The sequence below is a fragment of the Paracoccus sp. MA genome (assembly GCF_020990385.1).
Taxonomy (GTDB): Bacteria; Pseudomonadota; Alphaproteobacteria; order Rhodobacterales; family Rhodobacteraceae; genus Paracoccus.
Genome location: NZ_CP087597.1, coordinates 192,450 through 209,303, shown reverse-complemented (window position 1 = coordinate 209,303; position 16,854 = coordinate 192,450). Strand labels below are relative to the sequence as shown.

At 66.7% G+C, this 16,854-nt stretch carries 22 protein-coding genes; 5 read left to right on the top strand and 17 right to left on the bottom strand.

Features of this window, described 5'->3' with window-relative positions; genetic code table 11:
• Window positions 1-31: 31 nt before the first annotated feature.
• Genes dctP through LOS78_RS01035 form a run of 3 tightly spaced genes read right to left on the bottom strand, consistent with a single transcriptional unit; the run spans window position 32 to window position 2,752 of the window.
• On the bottom strand, window positions 32-1,018 hold the full coding sequence (gene dctP, locus LOS78_RS01045; protein WP_230376498.1) for a TRAP transporter substrate-binding protein DctP: 987 nt from the start codon (window positions 1,016-1,018) through the stop codon (window positions 32-34).
• A 52-nt stretch (window positions 1,019-1,070) separates the two neighbouring features.
• Entirely contained in the window at window positions 1,071-2,390 is a 1,320-nt protein-coding gene (locus tag LOS78_RS01040; protein WP_230376497.1) for an FAD-binding oxidoreductase, read from the bottom strand.
• Window positions 2,387-2,752, bottom strand: a complete 366-nt coding sequence (locus LOS78_RS01035) for an ethanolamine utilization protein EutQ (protein ID WP_230376496.1) — start codon at window positions 2,750-2,752, stop codon at window positions 2,387-2,389. The genes LOS78_RS01040 and LOS78_RS01035 overlap by 4 nt, the downstream gene beginning before the upstream one ends.
• A 103-nt stretch (window positions 2,753-2,855) precedes the next feature.
• Here LOS78_RS01035 and LOS78_RS01030 point away from each other — a divergent pair, with 103 nt between their 5' ends.
• On the top strand, window positions 2,856-3,545 hold the full coding sequence (locus LOS78_RS01030) for a TetR/AcrR family transcriptional regulator (protein ID WP_230376495.1): 690 nt from the start codon (window positions 2,856-2,858) through the stop codon (window positions 3,543-3,545).
• 153 nt (window positions 3,546-3,698) lie between these two features.
• Here the strand turns inward: LOS78_RS01030 and LOS78_RS01025 are convergent, their stop codons facing one another.
• The 13 genes from LOS78_RS01025 to LOS78_RS00965 all read right to left on the bottom strand — a co-directional run bounded on the left by LOS78_RS01025 (window position 3,699) and on the right by LOS78_RS00965 (window position 14,783).
• Window positions 3,699-4,115 carry a CopG family transcriptional regulator gene (locus LOS78_RS01025; RefSeq protein WP_230376494.1) on the bottom strand — a complete coding sequence of 139 codons (417 nt, stop codon included), beginning with the start codon at window positions 4,113-4,115 and terminating at the stop codon, window positions 3,699-3,701.
• Window positions 4,116-4,118: 3 nt separating this feature from the next.
• Entirely contained in the window at window positions 4,119-6,140 is a 2,022-nt protein-coding gene (locus LOS78_RS01020) for a conjugal transfer protein TraG (RefSeq protein ID WP_230376493.1), read from the bottom strand.
• A 175-nt stretch (window positions 6,141-6,315) separates the two neighbouring features.
• The gene (locus tag LOS78_RS01015; RefSeq protein WP_230376492.1) at window positions 6,316-6,750 is read right to left on the bottom strand and encodes a PIN domain-containing protein; all 435 of its coding nucleotides are present in this window, start codon (window positions 6,748-6,750) and stop codon (window positions 6,316-6,318) included.
• 3 nt (window positions 6,751-6,753) lie between these two features.
• Window positions 6,754-7,005: a type II toxin-antitoxin system Phd/YefM family antitoxin gene (locus tag LOS78_RS01010; protein WP_230376491.1), complete on the bottom strand. Its 252-nt coding sequence runs from the start codon at window positions 7,003-7,005 to the stop codon at window positions 6,754-6,756.
• 68 nt (window positions 7,006-7,073) lie between these two features.
• Window positions 7,074-8,810, bottom strand: a complete 1,737-nt coding sequence (locus LOS78_RS01005) for a VirD2 family relaxase/mobilization nuclease (protein ID WP_230376490.1) — start codon at window positions 8,808-8,810, stop codon at window positions 7,074-7,076.
• A 247-nt stretch (window positions 8,811-9,057) separates the two neighbouring features.
• Window positions 9,058-9,636: a hypothetical protein gene (locus LOS78_RS01000; protein ID WP_230376489.1), complete on the bottom strand. Its 579-nt coding sequence runs from the start codon at window positions 9,634-9,636 to the stop codon at window positions 9,058-9,060.
• 49 nt (window positions 9,637-9,685) lie between these two features.
• Window positions 9,686-10,513 (bottom strand): lytic transglycosylase domain-containing protein, encoded by an 828-nt coding sequence (locus tag LOS78_RS00995; protein WP_230376488.1) that lies wholly within the window; start codon window positions 10,511-10,513, stop codon window positions 9,686-9,688.
• A 3-nt stretch (window positions 10,514-10,516) separates the two neighbouring features.
• Complete coding sequence (locus LOS78_RS00990; RefSeq protein ID WP_112888738.1) at window positions 10,517-10,852, bottom strand: DUF736 domain-containing protein; 336 nt, start codon at window positions 10,850-10,852, stop codon at window positions 10,517-10,519.
• 34 nt (window positions 10,853-10,886) lie between these two features.
• Window positions 10,887-11,453: a S26 family signal peptidase gene (locus LOS78_RS00985; protein WP_230376487.1), complete on the bottom strand. Its 567-nt coding sequence runs from the start codon at window positions 11,451-11,453 to the stop codon at window positions 10,887-10,889.
• Complete coding sequence (locus LOS78_RS00980; protein ID WP_230376486.1) at window positions 11,450-12,895, bottom strand: DNA cytosine methyltransferase; 1,446 nt, start codon at window positions 12,893-12,895, stop codon at window positions 11,450-11,452. Before LOS78_RS00980 ends, LOS78_RS00985 begins: the two co-directional genes overlap by 4 nt.
• On the bottom strand, window positions 12,892-13,392 hold the full coding sequence (locus LOS78_RS00975; RefSeq protein ID WP_230376485.1) for a DUF2840 domain-containing protein: 501 nt from the start codon (window positions 13,390-13,392) through the stop codon (window positions 12,892-12,894). The genes LOS78_RS00980 and LOS78_RS00975 overlap by 4 nt, the downstream gene beginning before the upstream one ends.
• Before the next feature lie 255 nt (window positions 13,393-13,647).
• Window positions 13,648-14,472: a replication initiator protein A gene (locus LOS78_RS00970; protein WP_240550497.1), complete on the bottom strand. Its 825-nt coding sequence runs from the start codon at window positions 14,470-14,472 to the stop codon at window positions 13,648-13,650.
• A gap of 41 nt (window positions 14,473-14,513) precedes the next feature.
• The gene (locus tag LOS78_RS00965; RefSeq protein WP_230376483.1) at window positions 14,514-14,783 is read right to left on the bottom strand and encodes an AlpA family transcriptional regulator; all 270 of its coding nucleotides are present in this window, start codon (window positions 14,781-14,783) and stop codon (window positions 14,514-14,516) included.
• A gap of 212 nt (window positions 14,784-14,995) precedes the next feature.
• Between LOS78_RS00965 and LOS78_RS00960 the strand changes: the two genes are divergently transcribed.
• The 4 genes from LOS78_RS00960 (at window position 14,996) to LOS78_RS00945 (ending at window position 16,616) form a co-directional block, all read left to right on the top strand.
• Window positions 14,996-15,211, top strand: a complete 216-nt coding sequence (locus LOS78_RS00960) for a helix-turn-helix domain-containing protein (RefSeq protein WP_230376482.1) — start codon at window positions 14,996-14,998, stop codon at window positions 15,209-15,211.
• Between the two features lie 185 nt (window positions 15,212-15,396).
• On the top strand, window positions 15,397-15,660 hold the full coding sequence (locus LOS78_RS00955; RefSeq protein WP_230376481.1) for a DNA -binding domain-containing protein: 264 nt from the start codon (window positions 15,397-15,399) through the stop codon (window positions 15,658-15,660).
• Between the two features lie 145 nt (window positions 15,661-15,805).
• Complete coding sequence (locus LOS78_RS00950; RefSeq protein WP_230376480.1) at window positions 15,806-16,072, top strand: transcriptional regulator domain-containing protein; 267 nt, start codon at window positions 15,806-15,808, stop codon at window positions 16,070-16,072.
• A 16-nt stretch (window positions 16,073-16,088) separates the two neighbouring features.
• Complete coding sequence (locus LOS78_RS00945) at window positions 16,089-16,616, top strand: DUF2285 domain-containing protein (RefSeq protein ID WP_371824705.1); 528 nt, start codon at window positions 16,089-16,091, stop codon at window positions 16,614-16,616.
• Here the strand turns inward: LOS78_RS00945 and LOS78_RS00940 are convergent.
• The gene (locus LOS78_RS00940) at window positions 16,579-16,836 is read right to left on the bottom strand and encodes a hypothetical protein (protein ID WP_230376478.1); all 258 of its coding nucleotides are present in this window, start codon (window positions 16,834-16,836) and stop codon (window positions 16,579-16,581) included. The genes LOS78_RS00945 and LOS78_RS00940 overlap by 38 nt on opposite strands.
• Between the last annotated feature and the right edge of the window lie 18 nt (window positions 16,837-16,854).

Below are 16,854 nucleotides of genomic sequence, written 5' to 3'. Positions count from 1 at the left end.
GCGAACCTCCATGCGGCGAGGGTGACGAGGATCACTCGGCGGCGGCGTTCTGGCGGACGAGGTCCAGAAGCTCGGCGCCGATCATCGCCTCCATCTTGGGCCAGACCGCCTCTCGCACGGTCTTGCTCAGCGCTGCCAGTTCCTCGGGGCTCGGCTCGACATAGGTATGGCCCAGCTTCTTCCATGCCTCGACATAGCCCTCGTCGGAGCGGCGGGCGGCGTCGAACTGCGCCAGCATGACCTTTTCCGCCCCAGCGGCGACGGCCTGCTGCTGCTCGGGCGAGAGCCCGTCCCAGGTTTCCTGGTTCGCGGTCAGGATGCCCGTCAGGAACTGCTGCCGGCTGTGGACGTAATCGGTCAGCACGTCGCCGAAATATTCGTAGTCGTAGAAGATCACGTTGGCGCTGTCGCCGTCGACGACCCCGGTCTGGATGGCCGAGTAGAGTTCGCCCCAGTCGATGGTCGCGGTCTGATAGCCCATGGCGGCGATGGTTTCGGTAAAGGGCGAGACCGGCGGGACGCGCACCTTGAAGGCCCTGGCGGCCTCGAGCGTGGTGGCGTGGCCGCCCTTGGTGCCGACGCCGTTGAAACCCTCGGGCCAGGCACCGAGGTATTTCAGCCCGGTATCGGCATAGACCTCGGACAGCGCCGTGCTGAGCCAGCCGTCCTTGCCATAGGCGGCCAGGGCATCATCCCAGTCGGTGAACATGTAGGGCGTATAGATCAGCGAGATGCGCTGGTCGTATGAGGTCATCGGCCAGTTCAGCATCAGATCGACATCGCCGGCCATGAGCAGGTCGAAGACCTCCTGCTGGCCGCCCAACTCGTTCTGATAGAAGATCTCGACCTTCAACGCGCCGTCGGTGGCGGTCTCGATCTCCTTGGCCCAGGCCTCGATGGCATTGCCCGCATCCGAGCCTTTCGCGCCGGAATCGGTCGCCATCTTCAGGGTTTCCGCCATCGCAGGCATGGCTGCCGCGCCGGAGGCCAGCGCCGCGAGCAGCACTGCGGCCGTCATTCCATTCGTCTTTCTGACCATTCCCTTCTCCTCCCCAGGAAGCGGGCCTTCTTCAGGCCTCGTGTCGGTTCTTGAAAATCTCATAGGCGAAACGCCCCCTCACGCCGATGTCCAGGAAAGGCCGCGGCGGCACCGGCGACGGCGTGCCAAGGCCGATCATGTCCGAGATCAGCGGATCGTCCTCGCCAAGCGCCATGGCCGCGGCCAGCCGGCCGCTGATCGTGCCCTTGGCGACGCCGACGGCGTTCTGGCAGACTGCGCTCCAGACGTTCGGGGCGACCTGTCCGAAGCCCGGCGCGCCGTTGCGCGACAGGCAGATATAGCCGGTCCAGGTATGCTCCATGGTGACGCCCCGCAGCATCGGGAAGCGTTCGTCGAACAGGCGCTGGTGCTTGGCCCGGATCTTCAGCCGGCGTTCGTCGGACTGGCGCAGGCCGGGGCAGAAATGGATGTTCTGCCGGATCAGGATGCGGCGATCGTTGGTATAGCGCATGGTGATACCGGCAAAGGCATTGGCCGGGGTCGAGCCCCAGGGCGCGATATTGCCGAAGGCCGCCTGCTCGGCCGGCGTCAGGCGGCGCGTCAGGCTGGCATGGGCGGCGAAGTTCAGCAGCCTGCCCCTCCAGAAGCCGAAGCGCATGGCCAGGCCGTTCACCGCCAGGATGGCCTTGGGCGCCCGGACCGAACCATGTGCGGTCCTCAGCGTGATGGTCGGGCCGAAATCCGCCTCCAGAACCGGGCAATTCTCGTAAAGCGCGACGTTTTCCGGCAGGGTGTCGCCCAAGCCCCGGTTCAGCGCCGCCGGGTTCAGAAGCACCGTGCCGGGCGTATAGACCGAGGCCGCGAAATGCCGCGTGCCCAGGCGCCGGGCGGTTTCCCCGGCATCCAGCCATTCGTAAGGCTCGCCCAGCCGCTGCAATTCCTTGACCGTGGGCCGCAGGACCTGCTCGGCCCCGCGGTCGGAACTGGCGGTATGATACTTGCCGTCCTCGCTCCAGTCGCAGGCGATACCGTGGCGCTGCACGCATTCGCGCAGCGAGGCGATCCCCGCGCGGGCAAGGCGCAGATAGGCCCGACCCTTGGCCAGTTCCTCGAGCGAGGAGCCGACATTATGCGGCAGGTCGATGGCAAAGCCCGAATTGCGGCCGGAGGCGCCTTCGCCCAGCTGCTGCGCGTCGAACACCACGATCTTCGCATGGGGGCGCAACTCGGCCAGACGGCGCGCAGCCCCCAGCCCGGCATAGCCCGCGCCGATCACCACGACATCGGCGGTGATGTCTTTGGACAGCGACGGCCGGGGCTGGCGCGGCGGCAGAAGCGCGGACCAGCCATTGGTGCGGTCGTCCTTGGGAAGCAGCGAGATCCGCGTCATGCAGCCGCCTCTGTGGCCCAGCTTGCAGGCTGGAGGCTGTAGAACACCAGCGCATCCTCCGAGACATAGCGCACCTCGGTGCCGGCGGGCAGCCAGATGGTGTCCATGGGCCCGGCTTCCAGCCGGCCCTGCGGCGTTTCGACCGCGAAGGACCCCGAGATGACCAGGATCAGTTCGTCGTATTTCACCTGCCAGGGAATGTCCGCATCCCGAAACCGGGCAAAGCCGCCCGCAAGTTCGCTGCGATCCGCCAGGCCGGCGACCTCCGCGACCTCGGCCATCGCGGGATAGGCGAAACGCGGCTGGAAATGCAGATCGGAAAAGCGGTTCAGGCGCGGCGGCGCCTTGTCGGCATTCGTCATCTTTCTCTTCCCCCCGGACATGCCATCTGTTCTGGTGCAGAAAGCAATCGCCCAGCACCATACAGTGGTGTATTGGAAGATACAGACGTGTATGGAGCAGTCAATGAAAAAGCGCCAGCTGATAGAGCGTGTCAGCAAGGAAGCCGAGGAGGATCATGCCCAGCCCCGGCTGACACGCGCGGACTGGCTGGAAAAAGCCCTGGAAATGCTGATCGAAAACGGCATCGACGCGGTCAGGATCACCCGGCTTGCGGATCTGCTGGGGGTGACGCGCGGCAGCTTCTACTGGCACTTTGCCGACCGCAACGAATTGCTGGAGGCCATGCTGGACGTGTGGCAGCAGTCCAACACGGCCAGCATCATCCAAGCCGCGACTGCGCCGGGCACGCTTCAGGACCGCATCCTGGCCCTGTTCATCTGCTGGCTGGATCCCGAACTGTTCGATCCGCGGCTCGACTTCGCCGTGCGCGACTGGGCGCGGGGCGATGCCGCGCTTCAGGCGGTCATCGCGCAGTCGGACCAGCAGCGCATGGACGCGCTGATCGCCATGTTCGCGGCCCATGGCTTTGCCGAACGCCAGGCGATCATCCGGGCCCGCAACTTCTATTATACGCAGATGGGATATTACGCGCTGAACGTGCGCGAGCCGCTGTCGGTGCGGCTGTCCTATGTCGCCACCTATTTCGAGACCTATACCGACGAAAAGCTGGACCCGCAGGCAGAGGCCGATTTTCGCCAGAAGGTCATCGCGCGAAAAGAGCTGTGGGGCGACGAGCGCATACCTGTTCGTTGATCGAGCCGATGCATGCGCGCTTGGCTCGATTTAAGCTGGAAGAGGATACCGCGGCCTGGATACGGCTCCCAGATCTGCCATCCGATTGGTCTGTCGTTTTGACCCATCGGATTCCATTGCAGAAATTCCTGCAATGCCCGCCGGTGCATCCGATCACGCCTGATCAGAATCGCCCGGCACCTCCTGCCGGAGCCTCGGCCCGCCGGCGAGACGCCGACCTAGGGCCTCAAGGAAGCGGTCGTAGCGTTCGCCGCCCTGCGCCCGCGCCGCAGCATCGGGCGGTGCCGGGGTCGCGGTCAGCCAAGATCGCATGAAGATCGCGAAGGCCTCGTTGGCAATGCCGATGTCGCGCTCCAGCCGCTGAATGCTGCGGTCGATGCGGTCGAGCCGCCGGGTCATCGCCGCCTCCTGCCGCTCGTCAGCATCGGGGGTGAGGAAGGAGGCGATGGCCGCTTCGGCGACGAGGGAGCGGGATTTCCCGCGCCGGTCGGCATAATCGGCCAGCAGCAGCATCAGCTCGGGGTCCAGATAGACCGAGAGGCGTTTCTTCTTGTCGGCATGTTCCGGCATGGCTCAAAGTTCCAACCCGTCGTCCTGGTTCATCGAGATCTGGCGCGCGACCCGGCGCATGTCGCGGGCCAGCCCCCTGTTACGGACCGCCTGCTGCTCGGGGGCCTCGAAATCGGGATCGAACTCGTTCTCCGGGAGCGTTACCGGTTCGGGCACGATGTCCTGATACGGCTCCAACCCCGGTTCGCGGCGCAGCCCGGCATTGTCCGAGTACCCGGACGAATTGGTGTCGACGTGGGCAAGCGCGGCATTCGGCACGGCGGCGGCATCAGCCCCCTGCCCCGCATCCGGCCTTGGCGGCTGCAGTCCGGTCCAATCGTCCGGCAGCGCGGATCGCACCATCTCGCGCGGATCGGGCGGCGACAGCATCCGCTCCCTGAAGCGCGGATCGGCATAGTAGCGCGCCTTCCTGGCCCGGATCGGCGGGGTGCCGGCGACCATGACGATCTCGTCCTCCGGCGGCAGCTGCATCACCTCGCCGGGGGTGAGCAGCGGCCGGGCGGTCTCGGAACGCGAGACCATGATATGTCCGAGCCAGGGTGCCAGGCGGTGCCCGGCATAGTTCTTCATCGCCTTCATCTCGGTGGCGGTGCCGAGCGCGTCCGAGACCCGCTTCGCGGTCCTCTCGTCGTTGGTGGCGAAGCTGACCCGGACATGGCAGTTGTCGAGGATCGCGTTGTTCGGGCCATAGGCCTTCTCGATCTGGTTCAGAGACTGCGCGATCAGGAAGGACTTGATGCCGTATCCGGCCATGAAGGCCAGGGCGGATTCGAAGAAGTCGAGCCGGCCGAGGGCCGGGAACTCGTCCAGCAACATCAGCACCCTGTGCCTGCGGTCTTCTGCGTGCAGATCCTCGGTCAGCCTGCGCCCGATCTGGTTCAGCACCAGCCGGATCAGCGGCTTGGTCCGCGAGATGTCCGAGGGCGGCACCACCAGATAAAGCGTTGAGGGCGTCTCACCCGCGATCAGATCGGCGATGCGCCAGTCGCAATGCGATGTCACCGCCGCCACGACCGGGTCGCGATAGAGGCCGAGGAACGACATCGCCGTCGACAGCACGCCGGAGCGCTCGTTCTCGGATTTGTTCAGCAGTTCCCGCGCGGCGCTGGCGATCACCGGATGCGGCCCGGCCTCGTCCAGATGCGGGGTCTTCATCATCGCCGCCAGCGTCGCCTCGATGGACCGGCGCGGATCGGAGAGGAAGGCGGCGACGCGCGCGAGGGTCTTGTCCTTCTCGGCATAGAGCACATGCAGGATGACGCCGACCAGCAGGGCGTGGCTGGTCTTTTCCCAGTGGTTGCGCTTCTCCAGCGAACCTTCGGGATCGACCAGGATATCGGCGATGTTCTGGACGTCTCGCACCTCCCATTCCCCGCGGCGCACCTCCAGCAAGGGATTGTAGGGCGAGGAGGCCGGATTGGTCGGATCGAACAGAAGGACCCGGCCGTGCCTGGTCCTGAACCCGGCGGTCAGCTGCCAGTTCTCGCCCTTGATGTCGTGGACGATGGCCGAGCCGGGCCAGGTCAGCAGGGTCGGCACCACCAGCCCGACGCCCTTGCCGGAGCGGGTCGGGGCGAAGCAGAGCACATGCTCCGGCCCGTCGTGGCGCAGATAGTCCTGATCGTATCGCCCCAGCACCACGCCGTCGGGGCCGAGCAGCCCCGCCCGCTCGATCTCGGCCCGCCCTGCCCAGCGTGCCGAGCCGTAGGTGTCGACATCGGCGGCCTCGCGGGCCCGCCAGACCGACATCAGGATGGCGACGGCAATGGCGAGAAAGCCGCCAGAGGCGGCGACGATGCCGCCCTCGACAAAGATGCGCGGGGCATAGGCGTCATAAAAGTACCACCACCAGAACAGGGCCGGCGGGTAATAGACCGGGATACCATACAGATCGAACCAGGGCGGGCCGAGCTGGGGCTGGAAACCGAGCCGCCAGGCCGCCCATTGCGTGCCGGACCAGACCGAGATCAGTACGATCAGGAAGACGACGAGGATCTGGCCCCAGAGGATCTTCGTGCCGGACAAGGCGGTTCCAGGCTCCCTGCAGGTATCCGATGCAATGAGGAAAACCCACCTGTCGCAGGATTCAACCGCAATCCCTAGGCGGGTCGCGGGCCGGCGCAGGGCTGCGTAAAAATACTTGCAGGATGCGGCGACCCGCCAGTCAGCGCTGGTTCTGCCTTCCCATCACCCGCTGCCGCTATGCGGGCAGTTCCTTCAGTGGATTGACATAAGGCACTCCCAGCGGCTCGAAGTGCCGTTCGTTGGCGGTCAGCACCGTCAAGCCGTGCGCGGCCGCCGTCGCGGCAATGGCGATGTCCTCGAAACCCGGATCATGGGCGCGCGCCCGGTCGAGGAGCGCCCCGGCCTGACGGGCCTCCTCGATGCCGAAGGGCAGGATCCGGCTGGCATAGAAATGCTCGATGGCGGCGAGCCAGCGGCGCAGCGCAGGTGCCTTGGTGCTGGCGCCGATCCTGACCGCACGGGCGATGCCGGCCTCGATCTCGGCGATGGTGATGGCCGAGAGATAGAGCCGGTCGCTCTGGGCGCGCATCCAGACCGCAAGAGCCTCCGCATCGGCATCGCGCCGCATCGGCGCGGAGGCCGAGAGAATATTGGTGTCGAGCAGATACAAGCTTCAGAAGCCCGTGTCCCGCAGCGCCCGTGCAGGCTTGCGGGCGCGTTCGGGAATGTCCTCCGGCTCGCCGGGGAAAGCCAGCAGCAGATCGGCGAAATCCGGCACCCGGGAGATGCGCTGCCATTCCTCGAAGGAGAGCAGCACCGCTTCCTTGCGGCCGTGCCGGGTGATGACCGTCGGCTCGCCCGCCACGGCCTGATCGACCACGGCGGACAGCGTCGCCTTCGCATCCCGCAACTGGAGTTCCTTCATGGTCGATCCTCATGATGACTATCTGTAGTCATATGGGGTTGCGACATAGACCGTCAAGGTGAGCGGCCCTACAATCCCAACCCGCGCTTGCGGCCGAAGCTCCAGTCCATACCACCATCCGCACGGGCCACGCCGGAGACATGCTGGCCCAGATGCCGTTCGAGCGAGGGCGTCCAGGGCACCAGCTTGAAGCCCAGCCCGTCGTCGATCATGGCGAAGCGACCCGAGGCCAAGGCAAAGCGCCGCCGGTAGGTGCCCGCAATGGTGTCGCCACCGGCCGTCCGGTCGAACGGCAGACCGGTCTCGTGGGTGAGCCTCTCCACCAGATCACCGACCTCGCGCTCGCGCAGCCGGTCCAGCAACCGCCGGGCAAAGACGACGCGGCCGCCCTGCCGCTCGGCCAGACCCTCCCCGATCAGATGCTCCGCGCGCCGCGTCATCGCCTGCCGCACCTCGGCACCGAAACCGGCCTCCGACAGCGGTACGGGATCGCGGGCCACCGTCTGGCGGTCGAGCCAGGTGGAACCATTGGCGGTCACCTGGGCGCGGATATCCAGATCGGAGCGGACGGCCAGCGCGGTGCGGCGCTCGCCGCGCGCATCCTCGTATCTGCGCAACTCGACGATGGAGCCGGGCGCGCTGTCGCCGGCGGCGTCGAGATGCGGCAGCCGGATGTGATGGGTGCGGCCGTCCACGCCGTCGATCACCGCATAGGCGCTGCCCTTCAACTCGTCGTCATGGCCGCGCTCGACCAGCCGGCCGAGGATCGGGCCATCGGCCTCGCCGGCGAAGACGTAGTCCGAGACTCCGCGCTCGATCCCCTGCCCCGACAGCGCGCGGTGGATGCGCTTGATGACGTCGCCGCGCTCGCCGAGGTCGCGCAGCATGGTCTCGGCCTCGGGCCTGATCATCCATTGCGCCCGCCCGACCCGATCGGCCAGGCCGAGGCGTTCCAGATGCCGCAGCCGGCCGATCTTCTGCGGCAGGAAATCGTCCCGCGGGCAGTCGATGCCCAGCGCCATGTCGATGACGCCAGACTTGCCGGCATCCCGGAGAAGCTGGCGGTCGAGCGCGGTCCAGCGTTCCGCCTCGACCTGCCGCATCAGGCCGCGGCGGATCTCATGGTCATGGCGCGGCCCCAGTTCCCGGGTGATCAGGTCCTGCGCCCGGTCGCGCAACCCTTCCCGGATATAGTCGCGGGAGATGACCAGATCCTTGCCGTCATCGGCGCGTCCCCGCAGGATGACATGGACATGGGGATTGTCGGTGTTCCAGTGATCGACGGCGATCCAGTCCAAATCCGTGCCGAGGTCCCTTTCCACCTGCGCCATGAAGTCCCGGGTGAAACGCTTCAGGTCCGCCATGTCGGCGGCATCCTCGGGCGAGACGATGACACGGAAATGATGCCGGTCGTCCTCGCTGCGCTCGGCGAAGTCCCTGATGTCCGCATCGTCGGTGTGCGGACCAAACATGCGGGCCTTCTCGCCGTCGCGGGTGACGCCGTCGCGGCCGAGATAGCCCAGATGCCGGGGCAGCGCCGCGGCCTGCGCGACTCTGCGGACCACCCGGACCTTCACAGTGCAGAGCCGGGTGCGGCGGGTAATCAGCCTGTTGGCGCGGACGGCCGCAGTTCGGCCCCGGCCGAAGCGCGAGGCCCCCGGCGACACGATCCTGCCGCTGCGCGACACGCGCCCGCCGGCCTTCTGCGCGGCGGCGAGCGCCTGGGCCACGAAAGGCCGGGCACGCTGGCTGCGGCTGGAGCGGATCCGTCCCGGACGGATGCGAAAATCGTCCTCGCTGCTCATGGGCCGATTTCCTGCGAGGTGCGGGATTCGCTCAAGGACCTGCATAATCCGGAAAGCTGCGAGGTGCGGTTTGGCGTCGCGAGGTGCGCAGAACCCTCGAAACCCCGGCAAACACCCCCGACCGCCCGGCCCGCACATCGCGGGCTTTTATCTTGCATGTTTTCTGAAGGCGGCGTGGCCCCAAGGGCCGCGCCGCCCGTTCCTGCGCTGTTGTACGCTACAGCGCGATTTCCCCGATAAACGCTCATCACGAGCCTCCTGGACGGGATCGCCCGCGGCGGGCGCTGTCGGGCTGAGGAAAATCGGGCAGAGGATCGTCCGGCAGGGTGAATTTCCGTTGCCAGGAATGCCATGCGGCGGTGACGGCGCCGGTGCCGGGAAACAGGTCATCGAGCGTATCCTCGGGCCGCGCAGCGACCATCTCGAAGGCCCAATGGCAGACGGCTTCCGGCTTGGCGCCGGTCAGCCCGCGGCGCAGGGTAATGCTCTCCTGGAGCCAGTCGCGCAGGACCAGCCGCTTGCTGACCGCAGGCTTGCGCGCGGCTTTGACGATCACCGGCTCCCAGGCATAAGCGACCGGCACGTTGCGCTTGAAGGCGGCGAAACCCTTCACCCAGGCCATCCACCGGGCGCCCGTCGGCTCGACCAGCGGTGCGAGAACGGCGAACGAGCGCGGTGTCGCGGCGGCATGCAGGATCCAGCCGTCGTAATCCCGTTCGAGCCGCGCGATCAGTGCCGCATGATCAACCTCGCCGGCGTAATCGGACCGGTCGCGGTAGAGATGTGCGCAGCCGATATAGGGCGGGTCCGCATAGGCGATCTTCATCTGTTGCGCTCTTTGCAAATGGGAGTGACCGAACTGGTGGAATGATTTTTCATTGCACGGCTCCTGCATCGGAACGGCGCACGAACCGGCCATCGGATTGCGGCGCGCGGGCGTCTGAAGCGGTGTCGGACCGTTCGGCAGGCGGTTCCGGACCGGCAGCCAATGCGCCATCGTACTGCGGTTGTTCTGCATCGGACCGGCGGACGAACAGACCGCCGGGCTGGGGTCGTGCCGAATCCAGACCGCCGGTCATGTTGCCGGCGAAGAGCGGTGCCTCGCGCCAGTCGGCTGGCGGCGCAGGAGCGAAACCGGCGCCGGGCAGCGGCTCGCCGCCCAGCATTGATTCGAGCGCGGCGACGTAGGCACGGGTCTCGGCCGGTAGGGCCCGGCCTGAGACCAGATATTCGTCGTAGCGGCCCGGCCCGGCATTGTAGGCCGCCAGCATGCCGGAGATGGTGCCGTAGCGGTCGTGCATCTCGCGCAGATAGGCGGCGCCCGCAAAAATGTTGTCGCGCGGATCGAACGGATCGCTGCCGAGTGCATGGCGGGCGCGCAGCGCCGCCCATGTCTCCGGCATGATCTGCATCAGGCCCATGGCGCCCTTGGGCGACACCGCGCGCGGATTACCCCGGCTTTCGACATGGCGCACGGCGCGGATCCAGGCGGGCGTAATGCCGAAGCGCCGCGAGGCTTCCGCGACATGGGCGGCGAAAGGATCGCTGTTCTGCTGCTCGACAGGATGCGTGGGCGGCACGGGCTGCGCCAGCAAGCCGGCAGTCGGGGCGACGGCGAAACTCAGGCCGGAAAGAAGAAGGACGGCGAAGCGGCGGGCGGCACCAGCCCGCCCGTTGTCATGTTGATGAACGAATATCCGCATGGCTCAATCCCGCTCGTCGCGCTTTCTCGGGCGCGACCAGTGCAGGCTCCACATCCGGCCCTGCTCGTCCGACTGGAACAACCTGGCGCGGATCGGCTGCACGAAGACGGGATCGTCCAAGGCGACCGAGATGTATGTCCCGGCCTTCTCGCCGCTATGCGTCCAGCCGGCGCCGATCTCCGGACCGTCCTCGCTGACGAAATGAATCCGGTAATCCGGCGCCTTTTCGACATCGGCATTGTGGGTCGGCACGAAGACCAGTGCGAGGTCGAGCGTGACGGTGCGGATGCGGCCCTCGTAGCCGGATTGCGTGCGGGTGAATTCGCCGATCTGTGGCATCATTTGGTCCCTTCGGTTTCGGTTGGTGGTGAAATCAGCTAGGTGGAGAGGCAAGCAGCGGGGGCTGGTCGTGATGACGATCACCTTCGCCGAGCAGCCAGAGCGGGATCGCGCGGCCGATGACGGAAGCGGCGGGGAGCGGGCCGAAATAACGGCCGTCGAGACTGTCGCGGACGCCCGGATTCAACAGGAAGATCTCGTCGCCACCGATCACCCGGCAGCCCTGCCAGATGGGCAAGGGTCGGCCGAGGCTGTCGCATCCGCGCGCCTTGCCGATAGCCTTGCCGTCGACTGTGATCGTGTCACCGCTGCGGCAGACCCGCGTGCCGGGAAGGGCGGCGGCGCGCTTCAGCAGCGGCACGCCGGGGCCGACATAGCCGCGCGCCGTGACGAACTGAGCGAGCGGTCCGGGCGGCGTGACAGCGACCAGATCGCCGATGGTCAGGTCATCGATGGGCCGCAGGGCATAAAGCCCGACCGGCACGCTGGCGGAGGCGTTCCAGATCAGCCGGGGCGCGATCTCGGTGACAGAAACAGCAGCGATCACCAGCACGGCGGCGGCAGTTGCGGCGAGGTATGCGGTGCGGGTTCTGCGGATCATGACGCGCCTCCGCGATCCGCAGGACCGTCGGCGGGTGCATGACCATCCGCACCGGCACTACCGCCGTCTGCGCAGATGGATGCCTCGACTGCGGTGACCGCGTCATTCGGGGATGCGCCGCCGAGGACCGCGTTCAGCGCGGCCTCGCTGCGTAGGATGGCGCGGCCGATGGCCGCGGGGATCTGCGGCACCACCGCATCGCCGAAGGCCTCAACGATCAGACTCGCCGCAGCCGTCCCTTTGCGACTGCCGAGCGCAATGCGCGTGCGAGCCAGCCAGGCGGAAATCCCATCATCCACCCGTATGTGATGGGCAATGCCGCCGTTCCAGTCAGGCCATGGCTCCGCAAGATCGCCGCCAGCGCCCGCGCACCCGCCCATTTGTCCGGCGCCCGGTTGGTCATCGCTCCGTCCATCACCGCGTCCATGGTCGGGGATTTCCGGCGGTCGTAGGCCGGGCTCCAGCCGTCCATCCGGCCGTCCCGCTTCGTCGGCGTCGGCAGGGTCTCGGGCACCCGTCTGTCGAAATGCAGCGCCTCGCCGATCGTCGGTGTGCGGTCGAAACGGTCCTGATCCGAGGTCATCCGGTCCTTCCGCTTGCGCAGCACACTGCCCCGAGGTGCCGCGTTCGCCGTCGGCGTGCCCATCATTCCGGCGTGGCGGCTGTTGTGGCCCTGAAGCTGGCTCAGCAGATCGCCCCGGCCGCCGCGATCCGCATCCGTCTTGCGCGGCGTGGCGAGGATCATCCGCAGCGGATATGTCGATCCCGCCCCGCCGCCGGCGCCGTCCCTCATCCCGTCCGAGGCCATCGGCGTCGGCAGCGGGCGGTTGCGGAACAGATCGGAAAGACCGGATTCCTTCATCGCCCTGCGCGCGCCCGATCCGCCCTCCATCCGCATGCCGCCCTGCTGGGATTGCGACACGGGTGTCGGCAAGCTGCTGCGGGTCGCAGCCGATGAGCCAGGAGCGTTTGCGGACATGGTTGGCGCCGATATCCGCAGCACCCACCACGCATGGCCAGCAGGCGTAGCCGAGCGCTTCCAACTCGTCGAGCAGCCGGTCGGCGCCGCGAGTTCTGAGCAGAGGGCTGTTCTCAAAAGCGAACCAGCGAGGCCGGCATTCTCCGACCAGGCGAACGGCCTCGAGGTAGAGCCCCGAGCGTTCGCCCTCGATCCCCTTGCCCTTCGTGTTGGCACTGGAGATGTCCTGGCAGGGCGGCGATCCGACGACGATGTCGGGCAGGCATCCGAGGTCGGAAACAAGTCGAGCTGCCGTGAGGGTTCGGATATCGTCGTAAAGCCTGACATGCGGGAAGTTCTCCGAATAGAGGATGCGCCGCCATTCCACGATCTCGCAGGCGGCGATGGTGGTGAAACCGGCGCGGTGCAGGCCCAGGGTCCAGCCGCCGGCGCCGCCGCTGAAGAGATCGAGCACGCGCATCATGCCCCCACCTTCCGGCGCTTCAGCCATGCGGCATGCTGGGCCCTGGTGTAGGTCCGGAACGGCTCGCCCGCGACGAGGCGGTTGTGGACATGCCGCCAGTGATCGGGCGAGACCTCGCTGGGATCGATGCCCAGCGCCTCGACGGCATCCACCGCCTGCAGCACCCGCTCGACCTTCGGCCAGCCACTGACCCGCAGCAGGATCTCCGCCCCCGGCTTGACGAAGGGCAGCGTCTGGAACGGCTCGCCCGGCCCGACGGCGCGCAGGATGTCGAGGCGCGAGACCACGGTGCCGTAATCGTTGCCCGCCCAGCGCACGACGGCGAATGTGCTGTCCGGTACGAAGCCGACAGTCCGGCGCTGGCTGTCGATCCGATGTTCGTGGCAGAAGCGTCCGAAGCGCAGCCAGTGCTCGACCCGCTTCTCCTGCCAGATCAGGTCGACAAAGGTGGTCGAGCCAGGATCTGGCCTCGGCTTCTCAGGGTGACGAACACTCATTCCTCACCCCCATTCATGGCACTGCCAGTCCACGAATTAAGGGACAAATCGGTGTTTTCCACCGCCTGCCGCACGCCTACAAGGTTAGGATTCCTTAAGTTAGGTAAGTTAGGAGGGGCTGAATTCCTGTTCGGATTCAGTGCGGTTACATCACGCCACGGTTCCCGATAGCACGGGTGTCGGGTTCCGGATAGCACGGGTCGGATGGTTCCTGATAGCACGGCTCTGTCCACAGCTTGTTCACAGGTTGGCCGTTCAACGACGCGCAGCGCGAGGCGCGGCGGCGAAGGGATTGGCGGGGGCGGGTTGGAAGCACAGCCGCGGCAGCCCGTCGGAACCGATACTGAGAGACAGGCGATAACCGGGCAGCGGCTGTCTTTGGACGATGGCCCGGATCTCGAAGGCGAAGCGCTTGAAGGGCGAGAGGCTGCCGGATTTCAGGTGCAGATGCCGAAGGTCGAAACTCCAGCCTCCGGGCTGCCGGCCGCCGTGGCGGCGCACCAGCCGGTAGAGCCAGCGTTCCAGCCCGCCCTTCAGGTCGAAATAGGCCCGGTCGATGGTCAGGACCAGCGCGTCGTCCATCACCCCGGCATAGAACCAGTCCGGCAGGATCAGTTCGATCCCGAGCGGCCGGCGCCGGTCGTCGAGCAATTCCTTCCACTCGTTGATCCAGGAGAAGCGGTGCCGCCGCCGTTCCGCCGGCTGGCGGATCGAGGTAGCGACCGTCGTCGACTGCAACCGGTCGAGTGCTGCCTTCAGCCGCAGATAGCTGCGGGCGGAATCGTCGCGCCGAATGAAGGTCAGGATCTCGTAGGGCGTCGCGGCCATCAGACGCGAGGTCCGCAAGCCTTGGTTGCGGGCCTCGACGATCTGGCTGGCGGCCCAGATCAGGATGTCGGCGTCCCAGATCGTCGCCATGCCGTGTTCCGGCGTCGCCTCGACGCGGATCGAGACCGAGCCCATGTTGAAATCGATCGGCACCACCCGGCGGGACTTGGCCAGCGAGAAGAACGGCCAGGACATCAGGTCTCGGGAATCCCGCGCGGCGATGTCGCGCGCGACCGGCCGGAACAGTTCCATCTGCCGGCCGTCGCAGATGCGGCGCGCGGAAATCGGCGCGCTCACCGGCCCGTCCCCGCGGTCTCGCCGAAGGCGCGGTCGGGTTTTCCGGAAGCTTTCGCCATTTCCGAGGTGGACTGGCGCGCCGAGCCCTCGATCCAGGCGCGCAGGTCGGCAATGGTGTAGACGACCCTGCCGCCGAGCTTGCGGTAAACCGGGCCGGTGCCGCCGCAGCGGTGCTTTTCCAGCGTTCGCGGCGAGAGGTCCAGAAGCCGGGCGGCTTCCTCGGTGCGCACGAAGCGCGGCCAGGCGGGATCGGGTTCGTTCTGCATCGTCGGTCTCCGTCGCAGGATCCGCCAGAGAGGCGGGATTGCGACGACGATGGCGCAAAAGCAGCACCGGGCCGGAGTGACAGAATGACGGTCTGGTTTTTGTCACCCCCTTTCGTCGGGAGCCGGAGCCGGGTCGACGAAAAGCTTTCCCGGCTCACGAATCCCCATTATACTAGGTGGCGCCGTGCGTGGTGCCCGGCGACTCCTCCCGCATGAGCTTACGGGAGCGAGTTGCCAGGAATCTGCGCCGGCTGAGACAGGAGAAATCCCTGTCGCAGGAGGAGCTTGCCGATCGTGCGGACATCAACCGGAACTATGTCGGCATGCTGGAGCGCGAGGAGAACGCCGCGACCGTCGACATGCTGGAAAAGCTCGCCGCGGTGCTGGAGGTCGATCCGGTGGAACTGCTCCGCCGCGAACGGACGTGAGCTTTCGGCAGCTGTTCGCCCGTTTTCCCAAGGATTCGCGGGTTTACGCCGATGGTCAAACCGCCGTCATGTTCGTACCGGAATATGCGTATTCAGAGAATCCCGATATCCGGCACGGATCGTTCCCCTAGAAATGGATTGCCGCGTTCTTCATTCTGGACGCAGGTCGGATACAGGAGAACTTCATGGCCGCTGACGCCTTCGAGGAAACCCCGCCGCAGTCCGAGCGGCTGACCGGCTACGACGAGGCCCATCTGACCACCTATCTGCGGCTTCTTGACGCAGAGGAGGAAGGGGCCGACTGGCGCGAGGTGGCCCGGATCGTCTTCGGCCTCGACGTCGCCGCCGATCCCGACCGGGCGAAGCGCGTTCACGACAGTCATCTGGCCCGGGCGCGCTGGATGACCGAGGCGGGCCACCGGCAGATCCTGAAACCGCGCATGCGCTAGAGCAGGGAACGGCAGCGGTATCTGTCCGTGTCTTTGGGGTGGCGTCGGCATATCCGCCATTCCCGAGCACAATCTATGCGTGAATCCGCATGTCTGCATAATCACGGGTTCCGACCCGCCTTTCATTCCGATGGGGAGCAGAGCCATGCCGTCTTCCACCGATTGGAGGTCACCGGGCTATGACGACCGGTTCCGGACGCTCGACCGTGCCCGGATGACCTTCCAGTTCCTGCGCCGCAACCGCCGCTATCGTGCCGAGTATTCCAGGATCCGCAAGCATATCGGGCGCGGCGTGACCGTTGGGGACAGCACAAAAGAGGAGATTGCCCGGATGGCCTGCCGCTGGGGGCTGATGTTTCCCGGTCGATCCCGCACTTCCGGTATCGGAAGCCCGGCCGCTCTGGCGTCCTGATGCGCTTCCCGCCACCCTGATCCTCACCGCCGCACCTGAAGGTTATGACCGGCCACCGCTGCTTAATCCAGCCGATCTGCCGCTGGCGCCGGTCTTGCGGACAAGCGAGGGGTTGCACGGCATCGTCGCCGATGCGGGTGGCGATCACCGGCTCTGGTTTCCCCACGGCATGGCCCGGATCCGGCTGGCGATCATCGTGCCGCTCGACGAGGATCTGATGGTCCGGCTGAACAGCATCCGGCGGTTTCATCGGTTGCTGACCGGCAGGCCGGTCAGGCCGATACCTTCTCTGCAGGCGCTTTCGGCCTCCGAACGGCACCGCGCCACCCTGATGCTGCGCGCCTGGGATGGAGCCGATTCCGGCGCCTCCCGCCGCGACATCGCCGGCGTCCTGTTCCGTACGGATTTCAGCGGACTCAGCGCCGACGAATGGAAATCTGCCTCCGAGCGCCGGCAGCTTGCCCGCATCCTCGCCGACGCCCGCGCCATGATCGGCGGCGAATATCTCACGCTGTTGCGGGGCGGCCCGCACCGGCGGCGCTGAACCGACCGCCGCTGGCGGCGTCAGTCGCTGGCGAGGTCGGCCTTGTGTCGCTCGCGCGCAGGCGGAGGAATGCCTCGATCTCTTCTGCGGTGGTGGCGCCGTATTCGACCATCTGGCCGAGCAGCTCGAGGGCTTCATGGATGTCGTTGCGGTCGAAGCCGAACTCGCATTCGGCGTGGATCTTCGCCGCGAGGGCAGTGGTTTCGGTTTCACAGGTCATCGGCGTCCTCCGTTCTGG